This window comes from Gracilibacillus marinus (assembly GCF_042651725.1).
GTDB lineage: Bacteria > Bacillota > Bacilli > Bacillales > Amphibacillaceae > Gracilibacillus > Gracilibacillus marinus.
The window spans coordinates 58,848-84,225 of the sequence record NZ_JBHSDV010000006.1 but is presented as its reverse complement, the minus strand read 5'-3'; the positions used below and the strand labels follow the sequence as shown (position 1 = coordinate 84,225).

Below are 25,378 nucleotides of genomic sequence, written 5' to 3'. Positions count from 1 at the left end.
TAATGCCTTCCGTTGTTCGGTCAGACCTTTTATTTAAATTGTTTGTGCATTGTTTTAATATCCTGTGTTCTGTCTTTCGTGGTTGATTTTGTTTTTTTCTAGATATGCTTGGACTATTTGCTCAATAGTAAATTCAAAATACTTTTCTCCTAATCCGATAAAGCAAGCAAACATACAACCATATTCATCTTGTATTTCCTCTTTGCTTATTGATGCTGGTAGATTTGCATCCAAGTAAGTGTTTAAAGCACTTGCATAAGAAAATAATTGATTAAATGTTCCTGTTTCTGTTTCCTCCGTATAATCTCCTAGTTCTCCCACATCAACTTCTTTGATTTCTAAATCATTTCCAATACTAAAAATAAAATGTAGACAATCAACGTATTCTTCTAGCAAAGGATTATGAAAATGAACTCCACAACCATCACAATCCTCACATTGTCCTATAATTTTATTGTTTTTTTTGAATATAGGTTGGCCTTTGCATGATTCACATATATCTTTTTCATTCGGATACCAAGTCCTTGGTTCTTGATCATTACTCCAAAACTTAAACCCCCTCCACTCATTAGCAAGCTCACCTAATTCCACTTGTAACGCTAATATCTTTTTGTCTAGCAAATCCTGCCCTTGTAATCCTTTTTCTTGTATGATGTGTTCGTCTAATCCTGCTTGTATTTCAAATAGTTTTTCAAAGTTCATATCCTCCAACCTCTCTATTTGTAATTATGAGTCCTTTTCTAGAATGTACTCCGTTCCTTCTTGTCCGTTACCACAATCAAAACTATTTGACATGACTACTATCCAACCATCAGCTAAAGCTTTATTTAATGCAGTCGTGGGATTAGTGAAATTATTTGGATATGTTCGAACAGTTTTTTGTTGTTTCAATCTATTCACCTCTCTATTTGTTTTGTAATGCTTGACGCGCTACATCTTGCATTGCGTGCATTCTTTTTAATATATCTCCTTTAAAACATTCGTCACTTATTAAAATGTCTTTCAGTGCTTTCTTATACTGTTTGTTTTGCTTTTTTAGCTTTTCATAATCACATTTGTGACCAAAACTTGCCGGAAACGTTTCTCCGCAATATGCACATTGTAAATCTGAAAAATTACTACTCATGTAATCACTCCTTTATGGCTCTAATATAAAAGTCAAAATCCATAATATAAATATCACAGAAAATAATAAATTAAATAACCAATCCGAAAACTTGTTATTTCCCATCAAACGCACCACCATTGATTAATTTAATTAATCTCTCACAATGCCACACGATAGCCTTGTCACGATCATTTGCACCCATAAAAGATGTTTCTATTTCTTTATTAAGATGATTTATAAGTTTTTCTTTGTTTATCATGTCATCACCTTTGTGTCTATTTATATTCGGACTACGAATTAATGTAGCACTTGCTTATAGTTAAAATTTCACCTTGATAATCAGCTATAATCTTATCTACCCAATAACTCAAATCAGCCTCACTTACTATTTGTTGTCTAAATAAGCAAGCTGAATTTTGATAGATGATTAAGTATTTATCTTTCATATTAACGCTCCTTTCTTATGTCGCATTATTCGTTCATTTTCCTAAATCAAAACTCCTACCAATGTAAAGCACGTTCTCTGTTGGAAAAAATATTCTATATCCGTTTTTCGTAACAATAAAGCAATCATCATCTTTTGAATAACCACTTACACTTTCGATGACCTTTTCTGTGTTATCTTTGAGTTTGATAATTACATCAAAAGTTTTCATTCTTTCAACTCCTTTGTGTCGCAATTTGTGTCTACTCCGTCATCCTTTGTTGTCACGCTTTTTATCCCTCTTGTTTGTATACTGCACTTCATCTGACACAATTTCTCCATTTTGCCAATTGATTATGTTACGCCCATAACCAGCAAGTGGCTTGTCTAATACAGTTGGTTGTCCTTTACTTATGATAATTACTTTATCCTTCAAATCATTGACTGGAATTTTAAATTGTTCTGACATAATGGCCTCCTAAATTGATTTATACTAGTCTTTTAATCCACCCTATAACTAACCTCGCAAAGATGATAAAGGTGAGATATATATTCAAAACTGCAATGCTTATACTTTTCTAAAATAATTGCTTGTACACGTTCTAAAGCAATAGAATTGGCATCACTATAATTCCTATTTTCGGTAGCTACTTTTGCCTTTACCTCATGTCTTGCTTGAGTAGTATTGCTTATCACAGATGCCCTAACTTCCCACACATGCAATGTTTTAATCATTTACTCACCCTCACTTCCTGGAAATAAACAACCGATAGCTCGTGTAATTTTTCCTTGTCTAGCCTGATGAAATAAAGCAATAAATACTTCGTCTGGATCTCTATTGATTGCATTTGCGATTGTATGGACTTGATATCCTTCCTCGTGTAAATCAGTAATAGCTTCTAACAAGTGACTAGAGAACACTTCATCCATGTCCTGTAGGCAATAAATAATATTGTCTCTACTTCGACACTCTTTCATTCTGCGCTTGATTTTCCTTGCTAGATTCATAGAGATTCACCTTGATTCTGTAAATAATCCTGCATAATTTTATTGAATTCTTGGTCATCTATTTTATCTTGCTTATTGTTTTGTTTTTCTAACATCTCACGCTCTTTTTTGCTTTTTTCATACCAGTCTGGAACAATATCTTTTTTAGTTGATGCATTGTTATAATTATTTTTTTTACGAAAGGGTACTGTATTTTTACTCGTTTTAAATTGTTGTTGATAACGATCTGCATCCTGTTTTGTTTTAACACCTGCTTCTCTCCACTTTTTCAAGACACCCTCAACATATTTGACACCTTTTACTTCTGCATTTGCAGCAATCTCCATTGCAGATAACAAAAGTTCACTTCCAAATTCTGAATACCATTGATTAATCAATTCGTAATTGAATGGTGATTCTGTAACACCTCTTTGCAAATTATCTCTGTAAAAATTCATAACATCGGCAAATCGATTGTCAATAATACTACTACTACATTGTTTTATGTCTTTAATTATTAATGTCTTTAATAATGTCTTTAAGGAGCCTGTATCGCTTATCACAACTGAATTTGAACTACTTGACGGTAAGTATTTTACTAACTTCAAAGTAAGTGTTTTACTTACCTGTTTTCTTGATTTAGTAAGTAATTTACTTACTTTGATATTTTTCGTGGTAAGTGTTTTACTTACTCTTTTCTCGTTGTTAGTAAGTGTTTCACTTACACTTTTTCGCTTAATATTTTCATAAATTAGGCTGTTAAATTTGTCATTATCCCAATTTTTGTTAGGTGTAATTTGCCATTCATTGTAATTTTTATTTATACTGAATAGCATAGAATTTTCATCCCAATTTAAAACATGACATTCTCTCAAGAATTTAAGTTCTTTTTTTACATCTTGTTTGTACATTCCTGCTAATTCTAGTAAGTTAAATTTGTCGATTATACAGTCTTTTCTTCCTGTACCATAGGACAATCGCCATATAAATAAGATTAAATTTAATTGCCTTTTGCTAAATGACCTTCTTAGTATTTCGTTCCAGAGATCGTTAGCAATCCTGATGTAACCTTTTTCAATTTGAGGATTCGCCATACTATTCCCTCCAATCTACGTAGCTTGCCTCGATTGACCATTTAATAATCTACGTGCAATCACAAGTGCCTTATCTAACTGATTGCTTTGTAATAAAAATTCTGGGATTGTTAGTTTGTTGGTGTTAAATCGTGCCTTGTGTAGCTCCATATCTGCTTTTAAATCAACTTGGTAAGTCATGTTATAAAGCAATACAAAGTCTTTATAGCCTGTCCGAAAATCAAGATTGTTTTCGACTGTATAGCGCCTAATTGTTTTATTAAAGTGTGTTTTTTTATTCTCATCATCATCTTGACTTTCTTTTTTTTCGCCTATTATGTCGCTATCAATCCATTTTAGAAATGCTTGAGATTGATTTGATGCGCTTAATTTGCACAGTTGTCTTAAACCATCCTCATCCACTACAGCGTCAAATTTTTTCCGCCTTTGGTCTAAGTACGTGATGTCTTTCCTTTCTGTCTCCAATTGCTTTAATGCAGTTGGTGTATGCTCGTATGCTAAGATGTGGCAAATATCCTTTGCTAAAAACCACAACTTATTTCTTTTAACTTCGATGCGTACTATATAATCATTAAATTTTCGTTGTATTAGCAAAAGATTCACCCCCATCTCATCAACTATCTAATAAAATAGACAACCTTCCAAAGGTGCCGTAAACAAATGCGATTAATAACAAAACCAGTAGAACCCAATGCATATAGTTTTTCGGAAAATTCAATTTATCACCTTCTTAAAAAATGTGTTATAATAGATTCATTCAATAAATTCCGAAATAAGGAACTTGCGGTGTTCCTTGTTTGCTAAGATCTCCTTACCTATTTTGTTGCATTCCTTCAGATTATCTGCTGCAACAAGATGCGATTCTATCGGTAAGAGATCTTTTTTTGTGTCATCATATATGGTGATTTCATAAACCATTTACACCCTCCTATCTGTTGGATATAGTCGCATCTTGGTAATTACAATAGCACTGTTTATAATCACCAAGACAGGACCATATTGGCACTGTCTTTTTCAAAATAAATATGTTATATTGGTAATAGATAATTATTTTGCGCTAAGTATTGGTTTGGTCGCCTGCTTAGCTTTTTTATATGTTTGAAATAAGTGATAGGTAAAGAAAAAGTAAACTACCAATGAAAGACCCTCCAAAAAACAACTTATAATATACTTCTTTCATCTGCTTCGCCTCACAACATCACAAAGGATTCCTGCTTCTCTTAACTGATTAACAACGCTATGTAATTCAGCATTATTTTTCTTGTATTCTGCCATTCTGCTAATCTCTCTTAATGACGCAAAAGCATCTCTCCAAAAAGATTCGGCTTCACCTAGTTTCCCTTTAGTTGCTCTATTAATTGCTTGGGCTGCACAATAGTTGTATGCTGCTATTTCTTTTGCTACATTTTTGTGATCTCTTTCTAAGAAATTTTGTTCAAGTTCTTTGTTATTAATTGTGTATGTCATCATTCATCACCTCTAAAAATAGTATTGAAATGCTTGTCCAAAAAATGAGCCATCTGTTTTGCCTGAAAGGTCCAATTTTGTCCTCTCGTTTCTGGATAATAAACAAAGCCACCATTGTTAATGTCTAAAACTTTTCTAAAACGACTTGGATATAAGATATTTTCTTTAATCCAATCTTGCTTTCTACCAACACGTTTTTCTAAATCTTTCATGCTCCAGTAGACACCTAATAGTTGTTGGTCCTTTAATTCTTGTAATTCAATTTTTGAAATTAGAACTTTGTCATTTGGAATTGGAATAACTAAATTGACATCAAGTTGTTGTATCATGATTTATCCTCCTAGAATAAAAATGTGATAATTCCGAAATTCACTATGTCTGTTAACTGTTGCATGATGGATAGTCCATCTACACCACAACAAAATGCAACAACTACTTCTTGGGCTTGAGTATTACATGCCCATTGTTGGAATAGCGACATAGTAGGTTCTTTCGTGTCGTTCTCGTACTTAGAAATGTCTGATTGGTTAATGTGTAATCTATGCGCTAATTCTTCTTGACTATATCCAGCACGAGTACGACAAGCTCTTAAAATCGCACCGTACTTCACCTTCTCACCTCTTTTCGCTTCGTTCTAATCTATTAACCTAACTTCTTAACTCGACAGTAAAGACCTGCATATAATGGCCATCCATCCGTACTCATTACACTCATTGCGTCGTTTAGTGTAATTGGATAATACGTGCCATCACTGTATACCTCAATTTGATAAGAATCATCTAAATCTGTAGACTTATTCATTCCTTGGTGCAACCACACATGATTCTGTTCGACAATCAATGTGCCAACTTGAAAACCATCCATTCTATCGATTAAATCTTTATAGTCCAACATACAAAATCCTCCTTATTCTGATTTGGAATATTAATTTTTTAATTGAGAACTTAAAATAATCTTATAAACTTTAAGAAGCGCTAATATTTTTAGTGTGAGAATCTTGTACTTTATTTCCGAATAAAAACTTAATATCTTTTTCTAAGACTTCACTTAATCTTATTGCCGTTTCTAAAGTGGGATTTGAATATCCATTTTCCCAATTAGCAACAGACTGTTTGCCACTAAAACCTAAAATTTCAGCTAATTCAGTTTGATTTAGGTTTTTGTTTTTTCTTGCTTCAATTAACCTAGTATTTTTCATTTCTTCATCTCCTTCATTGTTTGAATATCTTGTACATTTTTATTATAAGCACAATTTTCTTGTACGTCAATACAAAAGTACAATTTTTTCATACTTTTATTTTTAAAACAACATTATAATACAAAGATTACTTATATTGTTGTACAATATATTTGTACCATTAAAAGAGAGGGATACTGCTATGCTTTCGAAAAGACTTAAGTTTGCTAGAAAACGAAAGAAATTATCACAAGAGGAACTTGCTAAAATTGTAAATACCACTAAAGGTACTATTAGTAATTACGAAAATGAGTACAGCACACCATCAAATGAAATGTTAAAAGAACTCGCAACTGTACTAGATGTAACTACAGACTTTTTATTAGGTAGAACGGACAATTTTACAACAGAAGATTTTGAACCAATGTCAGAAATTAATAGATTGTTAAAGGAATTTGGCATAGAACAATCCGGTTTTCATGATATTGATAGATGGAAAGCTATGGGTCCAGAAGAGATAAAAGAGTTAGAGAAATATTTTAAATACATCACAGATATGGCTAAAAGAAAAAATGAAGAAGATGAGGATGATTAAATTAATTATCCTTTTTGTTTATTTTATTTATAGGTAATACGCATTATAAAACTATATTCCTAATAGCGTTTATGTGCTTTTTATTTTTTTATTCTTGTGTGAAAAATTTGTCTTTTTTGATAATAAATTCTTAGAATGGATGTGAATGTATTGAATTATGTAGCAATTGATTTTGAAACTGCGAATCAAGATAGATTTAGCCCATGTGCTGTAGGACTTGTTGTCTTTAATAAAGAAGGTGTGGTGAATGAATACTATTCATTAATTAATCCTAACATGGAATTTGATTCTTATAATTCTATGATTCATGGTATTACGGAAGAAGATGTACTTGGTGCTCCAACTTTTACTGATATATGGGATGAATTAAGTGAATATTTAACGCATCATATATGTATTGCTCATAATGCTAGTTTTGATATGAGTGTACTCAGACATACTCTTGATCATTTTAATATCACTCATCCAGAAATAGATTATTTATGTACTCGAATCATTTCTAAATTGGTTTGGCCAGGATTGTTTAACTATAAGTTAAATACTATCGCCGACTTTAAAAAAATTTCTTTTAATCATCATAATGCATTAGAAGATGCAAAAGCAGCTGCAGAGTTATTTAGATTAGCAATTATTGAAAGTGAAGTAGAAGATGGTTATGAATTAATAGATAAGTACAAGTTAATACAAGGTAAGATATTTGAAGGTGGGTATATCGGTGCTCGTACCCCTAGATTAAACCGAAAGTCATCGAAGGGAAAATCATTGAAGGTTAGTGATTTAAAGCCAGAAACTAAGGAATTCGATGAAAGTCACTTATTTTTTAGTAAAACTGTTATCTTCACTGGAACTCTTCAATCCATGACAAGAAAAGAAGCAATGCAAAAAGTAATTAATGTTGGTGGAAAGTGCTCGAATTCTTTATTAAAAACTACTAATTATTTGGTTATCGGTGATTTAGATTTTACTAGATTAAAAGATGGGAAAAAGAGTTCTAAAATGATTAAAGCTGAGGAAATGATTAATGGTGGACAAGATCTAGAAATCATTTCTGAAGAGGAATTTATTTCATTCTTGTAATTTTTCAAAATAAAAAAGAAGATACTCATATGAAAAACATATTAATTAATTTGCCTCTAGTTGGATAACAAGCCTTTAGAGGCTTATTTTTTTGTTGATTAATAGAACAAATGTTCTTATAATGTATTCAAGGAGTGGTGATATGAACTTATACAATTACACAACAACAGCACTTGAAGACTGGGTAACTGATTTGTATTTGCGTAGGAAAATAGTTTTACCAAGAGATATTAATCCAGAAAAGATTGGAATAATTTTCGGCATTTACATTCATTACAAACCATTACCAACTAGATATGACATATTCGGCCGATACAAAGCGATTAACATTAACAAGCACCAAGAATCGAATTTACAGAAAGAAGAGTTTCTCCACGAGCTAGGACACATTTTAAGACACTCTGGACACCAAACTATGATGTCGGATGCTTTTCGTGAATTACAGGAATGGGATGCTAGAAATTTTACGCTATATGCTGCACTCCCTCATCACATGATTAAAAATTATAATCTAGACGATCCATACATCATAGATCAACTAAGTTATGATTTTTGTGTCACACCAACATTGTGTAAGACTAGATTAGACAAGATAAAAAGTAATATAATAATCTCACAATCTACTAAAAATAACAGTAAAAGAGGGATGAGAAATGACAGGAGGAAAATAATGTATGGCTAGCTTTTTAAAAAGAGGGAAAACATGGAGATATAAAATTAGTGCAAAGCCAAAAGATATAACTAAGTCTGGCTTTAAAACAAAAAAAGAAGCACAAATTGCAGCTGCAGAAATGGAAAGTAAACTAAATCAAGGAATATTGCCTCACTTGAAACCAAAGCAATTTGACGAGTACTTTGAAAATTGGATTGAAGTATATAAAAAGAATGTCTCTGAATTGACAAAACTACATTATCAAGACAGTTTAACTGCAGTTAGAGAATATTTTGGTAGTAGGCATATACAAGGCATTACTAAGAGTGATTATCAAAAGTTTATTAATGATTTTGGGGCAAAACGCGCGAAGGAAACTGTAACTAAACTTAATCGGCATGTTAGAGCATGTGTTAGAGATGCTGTTGATGAAAGGATTATTCCTTTCGATTTCACGAGAAATGTAACAATAACCTATACGGTAAAAGCTAAATCTCCCGAAGACAAGCATCTCAATTATATTGATAGCCAAAAATTACAGAGAGAAGTTTATAATAGATTAGATAAAGGATTAGTGCACTATCTGATTTTATTGGCTATTAACAGTGGTATGAGATATAGTGAAATGGTAGGACTCACAAGAAATGATTTTGATTTTAAAAACAATACTATCACGATTAACAAAACATGGTACTACAAACCAAATGTTAGTCCTGGTTTTGGTCCTACTAAAAACTTTGAAAATAGAACGATTAAAATGAATAAAAAAGTAATGACACTATTTAATGAATTATTCGATACATTACCATCTAATATCCACAAACTTGTATTTTATAGCCCTAAATCGAAAAATAAAGTAATAAGTAACAGATATGCTAATGACGTATTAAGAGGAATGCTAGATGATTTAAAAATTAATAGGATAACTATGCATGGATTAAGGCATACACATGCAAGTGTGTTAATCTATAAAAAAATTTCTATTAATTATGTCAGTGAAAGATTGGGCCACAAAGATATTAATACAACATTGGGAATTTACACTCATATTTTAAAAGAGATGAGACAAGAAGATGAAGAGAATACAATTAAACTTCTTGATAATATGGTTGGATAATCTGTACCAAATTTGTACCAAAATATTTGTGAAAGTAACTTATTTCAATGGATTCTAAAAAAATATAAAAACCTTATAATTATTGATATAACGGTAATTATAAGGTTAAGTAGATTGTATCATCTTAACACAATTTAACCTATATACACCCCCACAGGGTATGGCGCAACAAATATTACTTCTATTGTTATGTCGTTTCTCCTTTAACCAATTCCACGTCAAACACATTGTTGTTTACTTGTTTCACAGACTTTCCTTCTATTTGTTCGATTAAAGAATGGCATAGCATTTTTCCCATACTTTCAATTGGTTGCTTAATTGTTGTAAGTAATGGTTGCTTCAGCATTCTTGTAAAACTATGATAATCATATCCAATTATTTTCACTTGTTCTGGTACTTGAATGCCTTTTTCAGTTGCATACATATATAACGTGTATGCCATAATATCATTACTGCAAAAGATTCCATCATAATCCTCAAGATACGCACCAATTTCTTTATCAATATAGCTCCAGTTGTCTTCAAATGTCGCTTTAATATGCGCACCCTCTAGTATCTTCCATTCCACATTCGATTTCATACATTTCAACTGGAAAGCATCGCCACGACGATTTGCTAATAAGTCATTATCTAATGGACCAGAAATGTATAATAATTTTTTACATCCTTGATCAATGAGGTGTTGTGTCGCCATCTCCCCACCTCTAAAATTATCACTTGCAACATAAGGAATCGTTGGAGATAAGATTCTGTCAAAGGACACAAGCGGCATGCCAACATTACGATATGCCTCTACTTCTTGAGAATGACTACACATAATAATACCATCTACTCTATTTTGTTTAAGCATTGTAATATAATTCGCTTCTTTTTCGGCCTCTTGTAATGAATTACACACTAACAATTTTAAATGATGTCTACTTGCTGTCGATTCAATCCAATTAATTAATTCAGCAAAAAATGGATGACTTAAATCAGGCACAATCACACCAATGACAGATGATTGATTTTTCAATAACGCTCTTGCGATTTGATTTGGTTGATAATCTAATGTTTTCATTGCTTCTTCCACTTTTTGACGTGTTTCTTTACCAATATATCCTCTATTATTTAACACGCGTGATACTGTCGTAACAGATACACCAGCATGTTTTGCAACATCTTTAATGCTTGCCATAATCTATTCTCCGTTCTATTTGGAAACTACACATTACTATCGAAATCATTATAACATACGACAGATTATGTCTTTCACATTTTACATGTCAAACGTTACCATACAGAAATTAATATTTCAAGTACAATCAATGCTTTTATATCAACAAACAAGCTTTATTAAAGAAAAATATATGACGTGTTTATATGAAAACGATTGACATATATTTTTCCGCCTATTATACTTTAAATTGCAAAAAGCATTCTATGTGCTGAATAAACTTTGAAATCGATTTCCTATACTAGAAGGAAATCGATTAGATTTCAACATACTACTTAGGAGGATGTACATGCCTATTTTATACAACGAATTAGACCGTACGTTTCATTTACAAACAAATAAAACGAGTTATGTGATGCAAGTAGTGAATGATGGTTACTTAGCACATATCTATTGGGGAAAGAAAGTTAGACAAACACGAATTCCAACAACACTTCGCTACCGTGATAGAGGATTCTCACCAAATCCAAATAAGGAAGACCGTGCTTTCTCATTAGATACATTACCACAGGAGTTACCTGCATATGGGAACACTGATTTTCGTAACCCTGCGATTCAATTAGTTTGTGAAGACGGCTCAAGAATTACTGATTTTCGTTATACAAGCCATCAAATTACTGAAGGAAAACCTAAATTAGATGGACTTCCTGCAACATATGTTGAAGAAAGTAATGAAGCAGAAACAGTAACAATCACATTAACTGACAAGACAATTGATGTAGATGTACATCTACAATACACGATCTATCCAGCGCTAGATGTACTGACACGATCTGTACAAATAGTGAATAAAGGTAACGAAGCTGTTAGTATCTCAAAAATCGCTTCCATGAATATAGATATACGTGATACAAAATTCGAAATGATTAATTTACCTGGTGCTCATGTAAGAGAACGTGATATTGAGCGTCTTCCGATAAGACGTGGCACACAATCTGTAAGTAGTAGACGTGGCTCAAGTAGTCATCACCAAAATCCATTTATCGCATTAGTCCGTCCAGATACAACAGAAGAAACTGGAGAAGCATACGGATTTAGTTTTGTTTATAGTGGTAACTTCGATGCAACGGTAGAAGTGGACCAAACAATGATGACACGTGTCAATATGGGGATTAATAGTTTTGATTTTTCTTGGCTACTCGAACACGGCGAATCGTTCCAAACACCAGAAGTAGTGATGATATATAGCGGAAACGGGATTGGAGATATGTCACGTACGTATCATACGTTATACCGTGAGCGTCTTTGCAGAGGGGATTACCGCGATAAAGAACGTCCTATTTTAATTAACAACTGGGAAGCGACTTATTTTGACTTTAATGAACAATCTATTTTAGATATTGCCGAAAAAGCAAAACAAACAGGAATAGAATTGTTTGTACTAGATGATGGTTGGTTTGGTAAACGGGATGATGATACGTCTTCTCTAGGTGATTGGATTGTCGACACAAATAAATTACCAAATGGTCTCGCTTCACTGGCAGAGGAAGTGAGAAAGAAAGAGATGCAGTTCGGACTATGGTTTGAGCCAGAAATGGTATCACCTGATAGTGAACTTTATCGTACACATCCAGATTGGTGTATCCATGTACCAAATCGTCGTCGTTCTGAAAGTAGAAATCAATTAGTACTTGACTTTTCTAGAGAAGATGTCTGTAAAGAGATCACCAAACGAATTTCTGCCATTTTAGAAAGCGCACCAATTAGTTATGTGAAATGGGATATGAACAGAAATATTACTGAGATGGGATCCGCTCTTCTTCCAAAACATCGCCAAAAAGAAATGGCACATCGATACATGCTTGGTTTGTATGCTGTAATGGAAGAGTTAACTACAAAGTTCCCGAACATTCTATTCGAGAGTTGTTCAGGTGGTGGCGGTAGATTCGATCCAGGTATGCTCTATTACATGCCACAAACATGGACAAGTGATAATACGGATGCGATTTCTCGTTTACGTATTCAGTATGGTACATCACTTGTATACCCAGTAAGTTCTATGGCAGCACATGTATCTGTCGTACCAAATCACCAAGTTGGACGAGTGACACCTCTTCAAACAAGAGGAGATGTCGCAATGGATGGAAACTTAGGATATGAACTTGATGTAACCAAGCTTACGGATGATGAATTAGACATCATTAGCCAACAAGTCAGCTTATATAAATCGATACGCAAAACTGTTCAATTTGGAGATTTATATCGATTAGTCAATCCATTTGAAGAGCAAAACTACGGTACCATCCATGTAAATAAAGACAAATCAGAAGCTGTATTTATCTATGTACACGTTCTAGCAGAAGCAAATGGACCATTTCATTCTGTCAAATTAGCTGGACTCGATCCTAATAAAGACTATCAAATTATAGAGACTGGTGAAGTTTACGGCGGAGATGAGTTAATGCATATGGGACTAAATGTGCCTTATCCAGAAGAAGATTTCACAAGTATTCTTTGGCGTTTAAAAGAACATGCATAATTAAAATCAATAGGTGTCTGAATCGTGAATCAGACACCTTACATCATTGAGAAAGCCATATGGAATGAGGGATAAGAATGAAGAAAATAACCAAAATGACTACAATTATTTTGTTAAGTGCTAGCTTACTCATCGGTTGTAATAGTGAGGAAAATGACGATAAAGTAACATTGGAATTTTTCTCAAATAAACCAGAGAGCATGGATTTCTATGAATCACTAATTGAAGAATTTGAAGAAGAACACCCGAAAATTAATATTGAATTCGAAGTACCACCAGAACCTGTTACTGTCATGCGCACAAAACTAACTAGAAATAAATTACCTGATATTATGTCTATTTCAGGTGACTCCTTATACGGTGAAATGGGGCGCGAAGGATTTCTTTATGACTTCTCTGATTCAGATTTACTTACTACTATTCAACCAACCTATTTAGATATGTTGTCACGTTTAGTTGGAGAAGAGGTAGATGGCAATTACGGGATACCGTATGCAACAAATGCTGTTAGTGTCATCTACAATAAAGATAAATTAACAAAGTACAATTTAGAAGTTCCAACAACATGGGATGAATTTATCCAAGTATTACAAACAGTAAAAGACAATGGTGAAATTCCAATTTATTACACACTACAAGATGCATGGACCGCAATGCCGTCATGGAATGCGATTGCAAGTAATCTTGTACCAAAAGACTTTAATGTAATGAAAACAAACGGCGAAACGACCTTTCAAGAGTCCTATCAAGAAGTAGCTGAAAAAGCTGCCACTTTAACAGAATATGGGCAACGCGACATTATCGGTGTAGGATACGATGATGGAAACCGTGCATTTGCAAATGGGGAAGGTGTTTTCTACATTCAAGGTAATTGGGTCGTTCCTGAATTACTCAGAATCAATAGCGAGTTAGAGCTTGGCACATTCGCTTTACCTGCAACAAATAATCCTAAAGAAAATAAACTCATATCAGGTGTTGATGCAACACTCGCGATAAGTGAAGCAACAGAACATAAAGAAGAGGCATTACAATTCATTGAATTTATGCTTCGAGAGGATATTGCCAAACGATATACAGAAGATCAAAAAGCATTCTCTGCGATAAAGGGCATTGTTCAAGAGGATGAAGCATTTGAAGGAATCAAACATCATTTTGAGAATGGCTCTATTACAAGCTTTGTTGATCATTATTACCCTAATGGACTAGGACAAGAAGGTATTGTTCAAGAATTCTATATTAATAACGACATAGAACAAGCATTGAAGAAATTTGACAGCGAGTGGAATAAAGTAATTGATCGTTAATAATTGCTTATTCCCAAGAATCAACATGCAGAATTAGAAGGAGAGAATAAATAATGCAAGCAAAAAAAGACCGTGCTTTTCTTTGGATGGTAGTTCCAGCATTTATTTTGTTTTTTGCTTTTCATACCTTCCCTGTGTTACAAGGTGTTTTCTTTAGTTTTACTGATTACAAAGGGTATGGATCATGGGATTTTACCGGTTTGAAGAATTATTTCAACGTATTTCAAGACACTCGTGCATTAAGTGCATATGGATTCACATTCCAATTCGCGATTATAGCGACAATCCTTGTGAACATCATTAGTATTTTTATTGCACTTGGTTTAAATGCAAATATCAAATTCAGAAAGACATTACGTGCAACATACTTCATTCCATACATTTTAAGTGTACTAATCGTAAGTTATATCTTTCGATTTATTTTCACACATGTATTACCAGACATAGGTAGTTCTCTAGGTATTGAAGCAATCTCTACAAATATTCTTGGAAATCCAGATTTAGCTTGGATTGGAATTGTTATATTAGCAGTATGGCAAGCAGCTGCATTTAACACATTACTCTATTTAGCTGGTTTAGCTACAATTGATCAGCAAGTGTATGAAGCAGCATCCATTGACGGTGCGAATGCATGGCAAACGTTTTGGAAAGTTACATTCCCACTTGTTGCACCTTTCTTCACAATTAATATGGTTGTTGCAATGAAAAACTTCCTAATGGCATTTGATCAAATTGTCGGTCTAACTGGCGGTGGACCAGGTACAAGTACAGAATCGATATCTTTACTCATCTATACAAGCGGATTAGGTGGCGGACAATTTGCCTACCAATCAGCAAATGCTGTTATTTATTTCATTGTCATTGTCGTAATTTCTGTATTCCAGCTAAGAGTACTTGAGAGAAAAGAGGCGAAATAACGATGTCAGGACTTAAGATTAATTGGAAAATCACAACATTATTAATTCTCGGAACACTATTTATACTATTTCCATTATATTTAACGATTGTGATTGCATTTAAAACCCCTGAAGAAATGGGTGGAAATCTGTTAGCATTGCCGGAAAGTTGGTCATTCGACAATTTCCTTACAGCAATAGAAGTAACAAATTTCTACCAATCCTTTTTAAATAGTCTTATCGTAACAGTCGCAAGTGTCGTAATGGCAATTCTTGTTCATTCACTTGTTGCATACGCGATTGCTCGTAACATGCACAAAAAATTCTATAAATTTCTTTATATTTATTTTATTAGTGCAATGTTTGTTCCATTCCCAATCATCATGTTACCTATCGTTAAACAAACAAGTTTTCTTGGAATGGATAATCTATTAGGTCTTGCCTTCTTAACAATCGTTATGCATTTAGCTTTAAATGTATTTATCTATGTAGGTTATGTGAAAACCATTCCTATTGCATTAGAGGAAGCAGCTACCATTGACGGTGCAAGTACATGGACAACATTTTGGAAAGTCATCTTTCCATTAATGACGCCAATGCACGCAACAGTTGGAATCCTTACAGCACTTGCTGCATGGAACGACTTCATGCTTCCACTTATTGTGTTAAGTGATGAAAGTCAATATACATTGCCACTTGTGCAGTACGCATTCCAAGGTCAATTTAGCACAAATTATAATTTAGCTTTTGCATCCTATTTACTAGCAATCCTTCCAATGATTATTGTCTATATATTTGCACAGAAATGGATTATTGGTGGTGTCATGCGAGGATCTGTTAAATAAATTTGATTTTAATCACATAGGAGGGTATGCCATGTTGCATTTTGAAGACACACTAACATTCCAGAATAAACCGATTGATCTTGTGACAATCGGTGAACTACTTATCGATATGATACCAGAACAATATGGTGACCAATTTGAAGCAACATCTTTTCGAAAGTATTTTGGTGGATCACCATCTAATATCGCGATGAATGTCAAACAATTAGGATTGCAACCAGTTGTTGCTTCCGCTGTTGGAAATGATGGGTTAGGGAAATTCCTAATTCATCATTTACAACAGGCGAATATGGACACCTCACACGTGCAACAAGTCAATCAATCGACAAGCATTGTTGTCGTATCCAAAAGTACAAGTAGTCCTGTTCCTATCTTTTATCGAGATGCAGATTATCATTTAAATTATACGAATCAGCTTGAAAAAACACTTTCTCAAACCAAAATGATTCATTTTTCTTGTTGGCCCATTTCCATGGAACCATCACGCCAAACAATAGAGAAAGTTCTGTCGAAAGCAAAAGAAGAAGAAGTCCTTATATGCTTTGATCCAAATTATCATCCAATGATTTGGGAAAAAGGCGAATATGCAATTCCTTATATCAAATCCATCATCAGTCAAGTGGATATCATCAAACCATCAGAAGATGATGCGGAACGATTATTCGGTAAAGACACACCAAAAAACCAATTAGCTAAATTCCTTGAACTTGGTGCTAAATTTGTTATTTTAACATTAGGAAAAGACGGTGCTATTGCTTCAAACGGAGAAGAAACAATCACTTTCTCTACATTAGCAGATAAAGTTGTAGATACAACAGGCGCTGGTGATGCATTTTGGTCAGGCTTATATACAGGATTGGTGCAAGGCCAAACAGTAAAAGAAGCGATTCAATTAGGATTTGCAGTAAGTGCATATAAATTGCGATACACTGGTGCTGTCGTGTCATTACCTACAGTTGCTAAATTAAAAGAAATGTATCATGTATAGGAGGATGAGCATATGTCATTAAAAAACAAAGTACAGCTTATAACGTATCCAGATTCTTTAGGTGGCGACTTACCTACATTGAACACTATTTTACACCGTCATTTTAAAGATACATTCGCCGGTGGTGTACACATCTTACCACCTTTCCCCTCATCTGGTGATCGAGGATTTGCTCCATTAACTTATTTAGAAATCGAACCATCTTTCGGTACATGGGAAGATATTAAAGAAATCGGAGAAGACTTTGACATATTAGTAGACTTGATGGTAAATCATATTTCTCAACAATCACCATATTTTCAAGACTTCTTGAAAAAGGGACGCCATTCAGAATACGCGGATCTATTTATTACATTAGATAAAGTATGGGCTGATGGTAATCCAGTTCAAGAAGATATTGACAAGATGTTCTTACGTCGTGAAGTACCATATTCCACTTTTACGATTGAAGAGACAGGTGAAACAGAGAAAGTTTGGACAACATTTGGTAAAACAAATCCATCTGAACAAATTGATTTTGATGTGCATTCTGAAAAAGTAAAAGCACTGTTCACAGAATTTTTTATGAATTTCAAAAAACAAAATATTAAAATTGTTCGACTAGATGCTGTTGGTTATGTAATCAAAAAGTTGGGGACAAGTTGCTTCTTCGTGGAACCTGATATATACGCATTTATTGATTGGATTAAAGAATTAGCTGATTCGTTAGATATCGTGTTATTACCTGAAGTACATGCACATTATAAAACACAGTATAAACTAGCAGAACATGGTTGTTGGATATATGATTTCATTCTTCCATATCGAGTATTAGAAGCAATCGAAACAACTTCTAGTAAACAGTTGAATGATTACTTAAACAATCGCCCTGAGAAACAATTTACGATGTTAGATTGTCATGATGGTGTACCTGTAAAACCAGATTTAGATGATTTGATTGATACAAAAGAAGCAAAGCAATTAATCAATCATCTTGTCTCTGATCGCGGAGCGAATTTAAGTCTAATTTTGTCTGATGAACATAAATCAGAAGATGGCTTTGATGTACACCAAATTCGTGGGACATATTATTCCTTGTTAAATTGCGATGATGATGCTTACATCGCTGCAAGAGCGATTCAATATTTCACACCTGGTATCCCACAAGTGTATTATGTTGGTATGCTTGCAGGTGAAAATGATGTAGAGAAAATAAAAGAGACTGGCGATGGACGTGAAATTAATCGACATAACTATACGGTTGAAGAAATTGAACAAGCGTTAGAAAAAGATGTAGTAAAACGATTAATGAAACTTACTCATTTCAGAAACACGTATGATGCATTTAATGGTAAATTTTCTGTCATAGATACGCCAAATCACGAAATACGCTTAGTTTGGACAAAAGATACACATACATGTACTCTTTTCATTGATTTAAAAACAAAACAAACCATCATTGAATATGTGAACGATAACGGCGAAACGATTCGCTATGATGTGTAAGCTGCATGTGTGAAAAACTTGCCAATAGTGTAGAAAATACAAAAGGATTTTGACAAAAGAATGTATAACCTAAAAAGTCCAAACGATTCGACAGTTATTAATCGAATCGTTTGGACTTTGTCCGTATTAGAAGTGAGATATAACTTTGAAATTCGATATGTTTTATGCAACCGGCAACCGCTCCGGCTTGTCCGTTTCCCTTTCCGTGTTTTTCCCCCGTAGTCGCGGAAACGGATACCTACACTTTTTTGTACTCTACAATTATAGTAATCATAAAAATATTAGCTTTACTTCATATCGACCACGATGAACAAAATAAGCGCCTATCTGTAACAATCCAAAATGTCAGCACTTCCAAACATTGTAGAGCTTCACTAAGCGCAGGCGCCCACTCCAACTCCTATGGGATCCTTTTTCCTGAAAATCCACTTTTTCATGCGGTTTGTGCGTGAAAAAGTTAGTTGAAGGAAAAAGCCCATGGAAAGGGGAGTGGGCAAGCCGGAGCGAGGTATACGCACACCATTCATTTCACAATTACTCATTGGAGTGACGCCGCATCGTCTTTCTATCTCAAAACCATACATTTTTTTAGGAACAGTATAAATATCCTAATTCTTCTTTTTTAATATGGATAATCTATAACTTCTAGTATATTGATTTAAATCTATTCATCATGAACAACAAATTGAAAGATTTCCTCTTCTATCTTCGCTTCATCTTCTGATACATCAATAATTTTGACATTCCCTTCTTTCCATGTCGCATTATTAATCGATTTCGATTCTCGTAAGTAATATGCTTTCATGTCTTCTAATGCCTTACGATGACTCTCATCTTGATAGGTTTGTAACTGTGTTGACGGTACATCTAACAATACTTCATAATCTGGTTGGCGAATATACTTTTGTAAGACATTCACAAAATGCGTATCAAATCCATTTACCGCAGCATATGCTTCTTGCCATAAAGTATAGCGATTAATCACAACATAATCGACTCCATTACTCTCCCACTCTTCCAATTGCGCTTGCTTGTTTTGAATATCTGCTGCAATTAGAAATTGAATTGAGGCAATATCTTTTAAAGGTTGTTTAAAATATGTATGATGGCATATATCATTTTGTAACGCATTATTACGATCGAATGTAGTTGTCTCGACTTTGTATCCTTTTGCTTTCAGTTGATTTGTTAAAATAACCGCATACTTCTCTGTATCCTTCGTTTGAATACCTTCCATTGCTACAATCTTCACGTAAAACACCTCTTTCTTATTTTATACTGAGCATACCAATATTTAAGATTGATAGCAATATCTAAATAATCGAATCACAATTTTGATTGAATTAACTGTTCACTAACATTAAAATAGATAGTATTACATAATAAATTATTGTCGAAGGAGATAGAGAGATGACGAAAAAGATTAAGCTTGGTATTGTAGGTTATGGTAATCTTGGCAAAGGTGCTGTAGAAGCCATCAATCAAACAGACGATATGGAACTTGTAGCAATATTCACAAGAAGAGATCCAAAAGATTTACATGTAAGTAGTGATAATGTAAAAGCTATACATATTTCAGATGCAGAAAAATACAAAGATGAAATTGATGTAATGTTATTGTGTGGTGGTTCAGCAACCGATTTACCTGAACAAACACCAGAACTTGCTCGTATGTTTAACACAGTGGATAGTTATGACACACATGCGAAAATCCCTGAATTCTATGCATCTGTTCATCAAGCAGCAACAAAAGGAAACACAACTGCGATCATCTCTGTTGGATGGGATCCAGGACTATTCTCCATCAACCGTGTGATGGCAGATGCGATTTTACCCAATGGTAGTACGTATACATTCTGGGGTAAGGGATTAAGCCAAGGGCACTCTGATGCGATTAGAAGAGTAAATGGTGTGAAGTATGGTGTACAATATACGATTCCAACAGAAGCGGCTATCCAGCGAGTAAGAAATGGAGAAAATCCTGAACTTTCTAATGCCGATAAACATAAGCGTGTATGTTATGTCGTAGCAGAAAATGATGCAAACAAAGAAGAAATAGTAGAAACAATCACAACAATGCCAAACTATTTTGCAGATTATACAACAGAAGTCCATTTCATTACAGAAGAAGAATTACAAAGAGATCATTCAAAAGCACCACATGGTGGATTTGTGATTCATAGTGGAAACACTGGGGATAACCATAACCAAATCTATGAATTTTCTCTTAAATTAGATAGCAACCCTGAATTTACAGCTAGTGTATTAGTTGCATATGCAAGAGCTGCTTATCGATTAAATAAAGAAAACCAATACGGTGCAAAAACAGTCTATGATATTGCACCAAGTTATATCTCACAACGCTCAAACGAAGAATTAAGAAGAGATTTTTTATAATTTCTTCTATAACTACAAAAGACTAGCGAATTTCCCGCTAGTCTTTTTCGTTAAAAAAATTAATGTCCTGCCACATCTCGTTTGTTAAAAGACAACCATGATACAGCTAGGAATAATACAAAGTATACGATTAATACAACAACAGAGAAGCCTAATGTCATATCATCAAATAGTAAATGACCTGTTTCATATTGTTTTAGATTTGTATTTGCAAATAAGATATATTTAGCAAATTTGTAATCAGAGAATGCTGCAACAATCATATTCCCACTGAACATTAAGAAGATCGCTAAACCAATAGCAAGTGAACTATTTCTAAATATCGTAGAAATCATAAAGGCAAATGCTGTCATCATTACTAGTGTAACCATGCTATATCCATATGTTTGGAAGACTTCTGCAATTAATGATACATATTCAAATCCATTGACTGTTTCAAGTACAAAATACGGATTGATTCCTTCAAATCCAAAGAAAATAGAACCGACAATTAAGGATAGAAGTATCGTAAAGACAAGTGTTGCAAAAGCAAATAATAATACAGTGAGAAATTTTGTAAATAAAATCGTCGTTCGTGATATCGGGCGAATTAGTAATAACTTGATTGTTCCCCATTTAAATTCACTCGAGACAATTCCTGCACCAATAATAATGGTGAATAAACTAATGAGTGATGCTAACATCGCATTATCTAAAGTAAATTGCCATGCTTTGTATCCTGTTGGTTGAATATCATTCTCTAGATAATAATTATTTTTTGCAATGTCAGATGCATACATATCTTCAAAGCCAAATTCCTCTGCATCTTTAATGTATTGTTCATTTTCTTGCGTTAACTCTTCTCTCCAGTTATCTGAATAATCTGTTGTAATGACATCATCGAATACGGCTGTTAATACAGCAGAGCCTATAATTAATGCTAAAATCACTCCATACATGACCCATGTTGATTTTCTTATATATGTTTTTAACAATTCATTTTTTAATAAACCAAACACATTACCCAATGACATTCCCTCCCGTCAGTTCCAAGAATTGCTCTTCTAGTGTCACTTTCACCGGTGTGATTCCGTATATTTCTATTCCTTCATCCACAAGTTGCTTTACAATTACAGGGATTTCTTGTCGTTCTAATTCTAGCATGAGCTTACCTGCCTCTGTTTTGACAATATACCCTCGACCTTTTAACAATGTTTCTGTTCGTTCACTTTCTTGGACGTCTATAAGCACTTTCAGTTTCAATGCTTCTGAGTCGTCTACATGAACAGAACTTTCTTTGATTAATTGACCTTGTTGAATAATCCCAATTCGATCACACATTAATTCAATTTCAGATAATAAATGACTGGAAATCATGACAGCTACATTTTCTTTCTTTGCTAAATCACGAATATAATCTCTAATTTCTCGAATTCCAGCAGGATCTAATCCATTCGTTGGCTCATCCAAAATGAGTACTGCTGGTTTATGTAAAATCGCTTGAGCAATACCGAGTCGCTGTCTCATTCCTAATGAATATTTTCCAACTTTATCATGGATTGCTCTATCTAATCCGACAAGTGATACCACTTCTTTGATTCGTTCATTCGAGATGCCATCATACATCCGTGCATAATGCTTTAAATTCTTCCAACCAGTAAGGAAAGGATAAAGCTCTGGATTCTCTACGATTGCGCCAATATTCCTTGCTGCACTTTTGTATTCTGTTTGTATACTTTTACCAAGAATTTTCACATCGCCACTTGTTAGCTTCATCAAGCCTACAATCATTCGAATGGTTGTTGTTTTACCTGCCCCATTCGGACCAATAAAGCCATATACCTCTCCTTTGTTAATAGATAGGTCAAGTCCTTTAATAATCTCCTTCTTGCCTATCTTCTTCTTCACACTTGAAAGTTCTAATGCAACTTCACTCAATAAAAACATCCCCCTTTTACCTGATTCGTAGTAACATGTACGAATAAAAGGGGGAGTATGTTTCATTATTTTTCCACATTATTATTTTTTTATTGAATTATACTTAATTTACCTCTTCTTTACTTTTCTCAACAAATTCATCCAGCATTTGACGTACTTCATCTGTAGATTTCGAACGCATCAGACCATTTCTTAATGAACTAGCTCCTTTAAATCCTTTTACGTAAATTTTGAAGAACCGATGTAATGCACTGAATGGTCGTGTCTCTAGTTCTTCTGAGTATTTATCGTAAAGGTCTAAATGAAGTCGAAGTAAATCAAGTAATTCTTCACTACTATGCGCTTTCTTTTCCTTCTCAAATGCGAAAGGATTCTTAAAAATTCCTCTCCCTATCATCACACCATCAAATCCATACTTTTCAACAAGCTCCATACCCATTTGATAATCTAGAATATCTCCATTCATTGTTAATAATGTATCTGGTGCAATCTCATCACGAAGCTTCTTAATCTCAGGGATTAGTTCCCAATGCGCATCTACAAGACTCATTTCTTTTCTTGTTCGTAGATGAATAGATAAATTAGCGATGTCTTGTTTTAATAAATGGGTTAACCAATTCATCCATTCATCGATTTCTGTATAGCCAAGTCTTGTTTTTACGCTAACAGGTAATCCTCCTGCTTTGGCTGCTTGTATAATTTCCTCTGCAACTTCCGGACGCAAAATAAGTCCGCTCCCCTTCCCTCTTGTCGCAACATTTGGTACAGGACAGCCCATATTAATATCGATACCACTAAAACCCATTTCTGCCATACCTAAGCTCATCTCACGAAAATAATCTGGTTTATCTCCCCATATATGCGCAACAATTGGTTGTTCATCTTCTGTAAATGTTAACCTACCTCGCACACTACTACGTCCGTCTGGATGACAATAACTCTCTGTATTTGTGAACTCTGTAAAAAAAACATCTGGTCTTGCTGCTTCACTAACTACATGACGAAAAACAACATCTGTCACTTCTTCCATTGGTGCAAGTATAAAAAATGGCTTAGGTAATTCACGCCAAAAATTTTTCTTCATTATTATAACTCCTCATTCTAATGTTGAATCATGAAAACATACGTTTATCCTATACACTTATAGCATATGTGTTAATAGTTATCAAATCTTTTTTCTTAAATAACGTTACCCTACATGTATTCACTGCATCAATTGAAAGCGTATTCCTTTACTTCGAATAGATACCTCACGTAAACTGGGGAAAAGATTAAATAATTGCAAAGGGTGATTACTATGCATCAAATTCCATTCTACAAAATGATTGATGGAAATGAAATACCTGCTATTGGCTTTGGAACTGTTGGATTAAGAGGAAACGCTGGCACAAGAGCGATTATGAGTGCTATCGATCACGGCTATCGTTTAATAGATAGTGCCTATAATTATGAGAATGAGGGTACGGTAGGAGAAGCCATTCGAAAAACATCTGTCCCTCGCCAAGAACTTTTTATCACTTCTAAATTACCTGGTCGTTATCATGGTTATGAGGATGCAGTAAAGACAATACAAGAATCTTTATATCGTGCAAATTTAGATTATTATGATTTATATATCATCCATTGGCCTAATCCAATACAAGGAAAGTATGTAGAAGCATGGCAAGCATTAATTGATGCACAAAAATGGGGATTCATTCGTTCTATTGGTGTAAGTAACTTTCTTCCAGAACATATTGATACGATTTATAATCAAACAGGTGTACTTCCTGCACTTAACCAAATCGAACTACACCCGTTCTTTAACCAAGAAAAACAACGTCAGTATCATAAAGAACATGCTATTATTACAGAATCATGGAGTCCATTAGCGCGGGCTAAAGATATATTGGAAAATAAAACACTACAATCCATTGCAAAAAAATATAATAAGTCAACTGGACAGATTATATTAAGATGGCATTATCAACTAGAATCTATCTCAATTCCACGTTCCAGTTCACCGATACACCAGAAAGAAAATATAGCTATTTTTGATTTTCATTTAGCTGACGAAGATATGCAACAAATAAATCGGTTAACAACTGCTAACGGACGCCTGAATAATCAGAATCCAGCAGAATATGAAGAATTCTAATACAACGTACGACGTT

33 protein-coding genes are annotated in these 25,378 nt (G+C 33.9%); 12 read left to right on the top strand and 21 right to left on the bottom strand.

The window, feature by feature from the left end:
* Window positions 1-54 precede the first annotated feature (54 nt).
* The 16 genes from ACFOZ1_RS15190 to ACFOZ1_RS15115 form a co-directional block, all read right to left on the bottom strand.
* Entirely contained in the window at window positions 55-702 is a 648-nt protein-coding gene (locus ACFOZ1_RS15190; protein ID WP_390200637.1) for a dUTP diphosphatase, read from the bottom strand.
* Window positions 703-726: 24 nt separating this feature from the next.
* Window positions 727-891: a hypothetical protein gene (locus ACFOZ1_RS15185; protein ID WP_390200636.1), complete on the bottom strand. Its 165-nt coding sequence runs from the start codon at window positions 889-891 to the stop codon at window positions 727-729.
* Window positions 892-904: 13 nt separating this feature from the next.
* Window positions 905-1,126, bottom strand: coding sequence for a hypothetical protein (locus ACFOZ1_RS15180; RefSeq protein ID WP_390200634.1), 222 nt, complete (start codon window positions 1,124-1,126; stop codon window positions 905-907).
* Between the two features lie 94 nt (window positions 1,127-1,220).
* Window positions 1,221-1,367 (bottom strand): hypothetical protein, encoded by a 147-nt coding sequence (locus ACFOZ1_RS15175; RefSeq protein ID WP_390200632.1) that lies wholly within the window; start codon window positions 1,365-1,367, stop codon window positions 1,221-1,223.
* Window positions 1,368-1,587: 220 nt separating this feature from the next.
* A complete protein-coding gene (locus ACFOZ1_RS15170) occupies window positions 1,588-1,764 on the bottom strand; it encodes a hypothetical protein (protein ID WP_390200630.1) in 177 nt (58 codons plus the stop codon).
* Window positions 1,765-1,803: 39 nt separating this feature from the next.
* Window positions 1,804-2,001, bottom strand: a complete 198-nt coding sequence (locus ACFOZ1_RS15165; protein WP_390200629.1) for a DUF3954 domain-containing protein — start codon at window positions 1,999-2,001, stop codon at window positions 1,804-1,806.
* Between the two features lie 32 nt (window positions 2,002-2,033).
* Complete coding sequence (locus ACFOZ1_RS15160) at window positions 2,034-2,267, bottom strand: hypothetical protein (protein WP_390200627.1); 234 nt, start codon at window positions 2,265-2,267, stop codon at window positions 2,034-2,036.
* Window positions 2,268-2,540 carry a hypothetical protein gene (locus ACFOZ1_RS15155; RefSeq protein WP_390200626.1) on the bottom strand — a complete coding sequence of 91 codons (273 nt, stop codon included), beginning with the start codon at window positions 2,538-2,540 and terminating at the stop codon, window positions 2,268-2,270. It lies immediately after the preceding gene.
* Window positions 2,537-3,613 (bottom strand): replication protein, encoded by a 1,077-nt coding sequence (locus ACFOZ1_RS15150; RefSeq protein WP_390200624.1) that lies wholly within the window; start codon window positions 3,611-3,613, stop codon window positions 2,537-2,539. The genes ACFOZ1_RS15155 and ACFOZ1_RS15150 overlap by 4 nt, the downstream gene beginning before the upstream one ends.
* 15 nt (window positions 3,614-3,628) lie before the next feature.
* Complete coding sequence (locus ACFOZ1_RS15145) at window positions 3,629-4,207, bottom strand: BRO family protein (RefSeq protein ID WP_390200623.1); 579 nt, start codon at window positions 4,205-4,207, stop codon at window positions 3,629-3,631.
* A gap of 159 nt (window positions 4,208-4,366) precedes the next feature.
* Window positions 4,367-4,531: a hypothetical protein gene (locus tag ACFOZ1_RS15140; RefSeq protein WP_390200621.1), complete on the bottom strand. Its 165-nt coding sequence runs from the start codon at window positions 4,529-4,531 to the stop codon at window positions 4,367-4,369.
* Between the two features lie 258 nt (window positions 4,532-4,789).
* Window positions 4,790-5,080, bottom strand: coding sequence for a hypothetical protein (locus ACFOZ1_RS15135; protein WP_390200619.1), 291 nt, complete (start codon window positions 5,078-5,080; stop codon window positions 4,790-4,792).
* A complete protein-coding gene (locus tag ACFOZ1_RS15130) occupies window positions 5,080-5,409 on the bottom strand; it encodes a DUF771 domain-containing protein (protein WP_390200618.1) in 330 nt (109 codons plus the stop codon). Before ACFOZ1_RS15130 ends, ACFOZ1_RS15135 begins: the two co-directional genes overlap by 1 nt.
* An 11-nt stretch (window positions 5,410-5,420) precedes the next feature.
* On the bottom strand, window positions 5,421-5,690 hold the full coding sequence (locus tag ACFOZ1_RS15125; RefSeq protein WP_390200616.1) for a helix-turn-helix domain-containing protein: 270 nt from the start codon (window positions 5,688-5,690) through the stop codon (window positions 5,421-5,423).
* 32 nt (window positions 5,691-5,722) lie between these two features.
* On the bottom strand, window positions 5,723-5,974 hold the full coding sequence (locus tag ACFOZ1_RS15120) for a hypothetical protein (RefSeq protein WP_390200615.1): 252 nt from the start codon (window positions 5,972-5,974) through the stop codon (window positions 5,723-5,725).
* 70 nt (window positions 5,975-6,044) lie between these two features.
* Entirely contained in the window at window positions 6,045-6,278 is a 234-nt protein-coding gene (locus tag ACFOZ1_RS15115; protein ID WP_390200613.1) for a helix-turn-helix transcriptional regulator, read from the bottom strand.
* Between the two features lie 181 nt (window positions 6,279-6,459).
* On the opposite strand from ACFOZ1_RS15115, the gene ACFOZ1_RS15110 reads away from it, so the two are divergent.
* The 4 genes from ACFOZ1_RS15110 to ACFOZ1_RS15095 all read left to right on the top strand — a co-directional run bounded on the left by ACFOZ1_RS15110 (window position 6,460) and on the right by ACFOZ1_RS15095 (window position 9,698).
* Window positions 6,460-6,852, top strand: coding sequence for a helix-turn-helix domain-containing protein (locus ACFOZ1_RS15110; protein ID WP_390200612.1), 393 nt, complete (start codon window positions 6,460-6,462; stop codon window positions 6,850-6,852).
* 150 nt (window positions 6,853-7,002) lie between these two features.
* Complete coding sequence (locus tag ACFOZ1_RS15105; protein ID WP_390200611.1) at window positions 7,003-7,929, top strand: exonuclease domain-containing protein; 927 nt, start codon at window positions 7,003-7,005, stop codon at window positions 7,927-7,929.
* Between the two features lie 142 nt (window positions 7,930-8,071).
* Complete coding sequence (locus ACFOZ1_RS15100; RefSeq protein ID WP_390200609.1) at window positions 8,072-8,611, top strand: ImmA/IrrE family metallo-endopeptidase; 540 nt, start codon at window positions 8,072-8,074, stop codon at window positions 8,609-8,611.
* Complete coding sequence (locus tag ACFOZ1_RS15095) at window positions 8,604-9,698, top strand: site-specific integrase (protein WP_390200608.1); 1,095 nt, start codon at window positions 8,604-8,606, stop codon at window positions 9,696-9,698. The genes ACFOZ1_RS15100 and ACFOZ1_RS15095 overlap by 8 nt, the downstream gene beginning before the upstream one ends.
* A 187-nt stretch (window positions 9,699-9,885) precedes the next feature.
* On the opposite strand, the gene ACFOZ1_RS15090 is transcribed toward ACFOZ1_RS15095, so the two are convergent.
* Window positions 9,886-10,875 carry a LacI family DNA-binding transcriptional regulator gene (locus tag ACFOZ1_RS15090; protein ID WP_390200606.1) on the bottom strand — a complete coding sequence of 330 codons (990 nt, stop codon included), beginning with the start codon at window positions 10,873-10,875 and terminating at the stop codon, window positions 9,886-9,888.
* 328 nt (window positions 10,876-11,203) lie between these two features.
* Here ACFOZ1_RS15090 and ACFOZ1_RS15085 point away from each other — a divergent pair, with 328 nt between their 5' ends.
* From ACFOZ1_RS15085 to gtfA, 6 genes are all read left to right on the top strand, one after another.
* Window positions 11,204-13,393, top strand: a complete 2,190-nt coding sequence (locus tag ACFOZ1_RS15085) for an alpha-galactosidase (RefSeq protein WP_390200604.1) — start codon at window positions 11,204-11,206, stop codon at window positions 13,391-13,393.
* A gap of 77 nt (window positions 13,394-13,470) precedes the next feature.
* A complete protein-coding gene (locus tag ACFOZ1_RS15080) occupies window positions 13,471-14,697 on the top strand; it encodes an ABC transporter substrate-binding protein (RefSeq protein WP_390200600.1) in 1,227 nt (408 codons plus the stop codon).
* 53 nt (window positions 14,698-14,750) lie between these two features.
* On the top strand, window positions 14,751-15,614 hold the full coding sequence (locus tag ACFOZ1_RS15075; protein WP_390200598.1) for a carbohydrate ABC transporter permease: 864 nt from the start codon (window positions 14,751-14,753) through the stop codon (window positions 15,612-15,614).
* 2 nt (window positions 15,615-15,616) lie between these two features.
* The gene (locus tag ACFOZ1_RS15070; protein ID WP_390200596.1) at window positions 15,617-16,438 is read left to right on the top strand and encodes a carbohydrate ABC transporter permease; all 822 of its coding nucleotides are present in this window, start codon (window positions 15,617-15,619) and stop codon (window positions 16,436-16,438) included.
* Between the two features lie 31 nt (window positions 16,439-16,469).
* The gene (locus ACFOZ1_RS15065; protein ID WP_390200595.1) at window positions 16,470-17,426 is read left to right on the top strand and encodes a carbohydrate kinase family protein; all 957 of its coding nucleotides are present in this window, start codon (window positions 16,470-16,472) and stop codon (window positions 17,424-17,426) included.
* Between the two features lie 12 nt (window positions 17,427-17,438).
* Window positions 17,439-18,911, top strand: coding sequence for a sucrose phosphorylase (gene gtfA, locus ACFOZ1_RS15060; protein WP_390200594.1), 1,473 nt, complete (start codon window positions 17,439-17,441; stop codon window positions 18,909-18,911).
* A gap of 664 nt (window positions 18,912-19,575) precedes the next feature.
* Here the strand turns inward: gtfA and ACFOZ1_RS15055 are convergent.
* Window positions 19,576-20,163, bottom strand: coding sequence for a hypothetical protein (locus ACFOZ1_RS15055; RefSeq protein WP_390200592.1), 588 nt, complete (start codon window positions 20,161-20,163; stop codon window positions 19,576-19,578).
* 158 nt (window positions 20,164-20,321) lie between these two features.
* On the opposite strand from ACFOZ1_RS15055, the gene ACFOZ1_RS15050 reads away from it, so the two are divergent.
* Window positions 20,322-21,308 carry a diaminopimelate dehydrogenase gene (locus tag ACFOZ1_RS15050; RefSeq protein ID WP_390200590.1) on the top strand — a complete coding sequence of 329 codons (987 nt, stop codon included), beginning with the start codon at window positions 20,322-20,324 and terminating at the stop codon, window positions 21,306-21,308.
* Window positions 21,309-21,367: 59 nt separating this feature from the next.
* Here ACFOZ1_RS15050 and ACFOZ1_RS15045 read toward each other — a convergent pair whose 3' ends face one another.
* The 3 genes from ACFOZ1_RS15045 to ACFOZ1_RS15035 form a co-directional block, all read right to left on the bottom strand.
* Window positions 21,368-22,321 (bottom strand): ABC transporter permease, encoded by a 954-nt coding sequence (locus tag ACFOZ1_RS15045; protein ID WP_390200588.1) that lies wholly within the window; start codon window positions 22,319-22,321, stop codon window positions 21,368-21,370.
* A complete protein-coding gene (locus ACFOZ1_RS15040) occupies window positions 22,308-23,234 on the bottom strand; it encodes an ABC transporter ATP-binding protein (protein ID WP_390200737.1) in 927 nt (308 codons plus the stop codon). Before ACFOZ1_RS15040 ends, ACFOZ1_RS15045 begins: the two co-directional genes overlap by 14 nt.
* A gap of 94 nt (window positions 23,235-23,328) precedes the next feature.
* Window positions 23,329-24,309, bottom strand: a complete 981-nt coding sequence (locus tag ACFOZ1_RS15035; protein WP_390200586.1) for a tRNA dihydrouridine synthase — start codon at window positions 24,307-24,309, stop codon at window positions 23,329-23,331.
* A 213-nt stretch (window positions 24,310-24,522) separates the two neighbouring features.
* Between ACFOZ1_RS15035 and ACFOZ1_RS15030 the strand changes: the two genes are divergently transcribed.
* Window positions 24,523-25,362 (top strand): aldo/keto reductase, encoded by an 840-nt coding sequence (locus tag ACFOZ1_RS15030; protein ID WP_390200585.1) that lies wholly within the window; start codon window positions 24,523-24,525, stop codon window positions 25,360-25,362.
* Window positions 25,363-25,378: the final 16 nt, after the last annotated feature.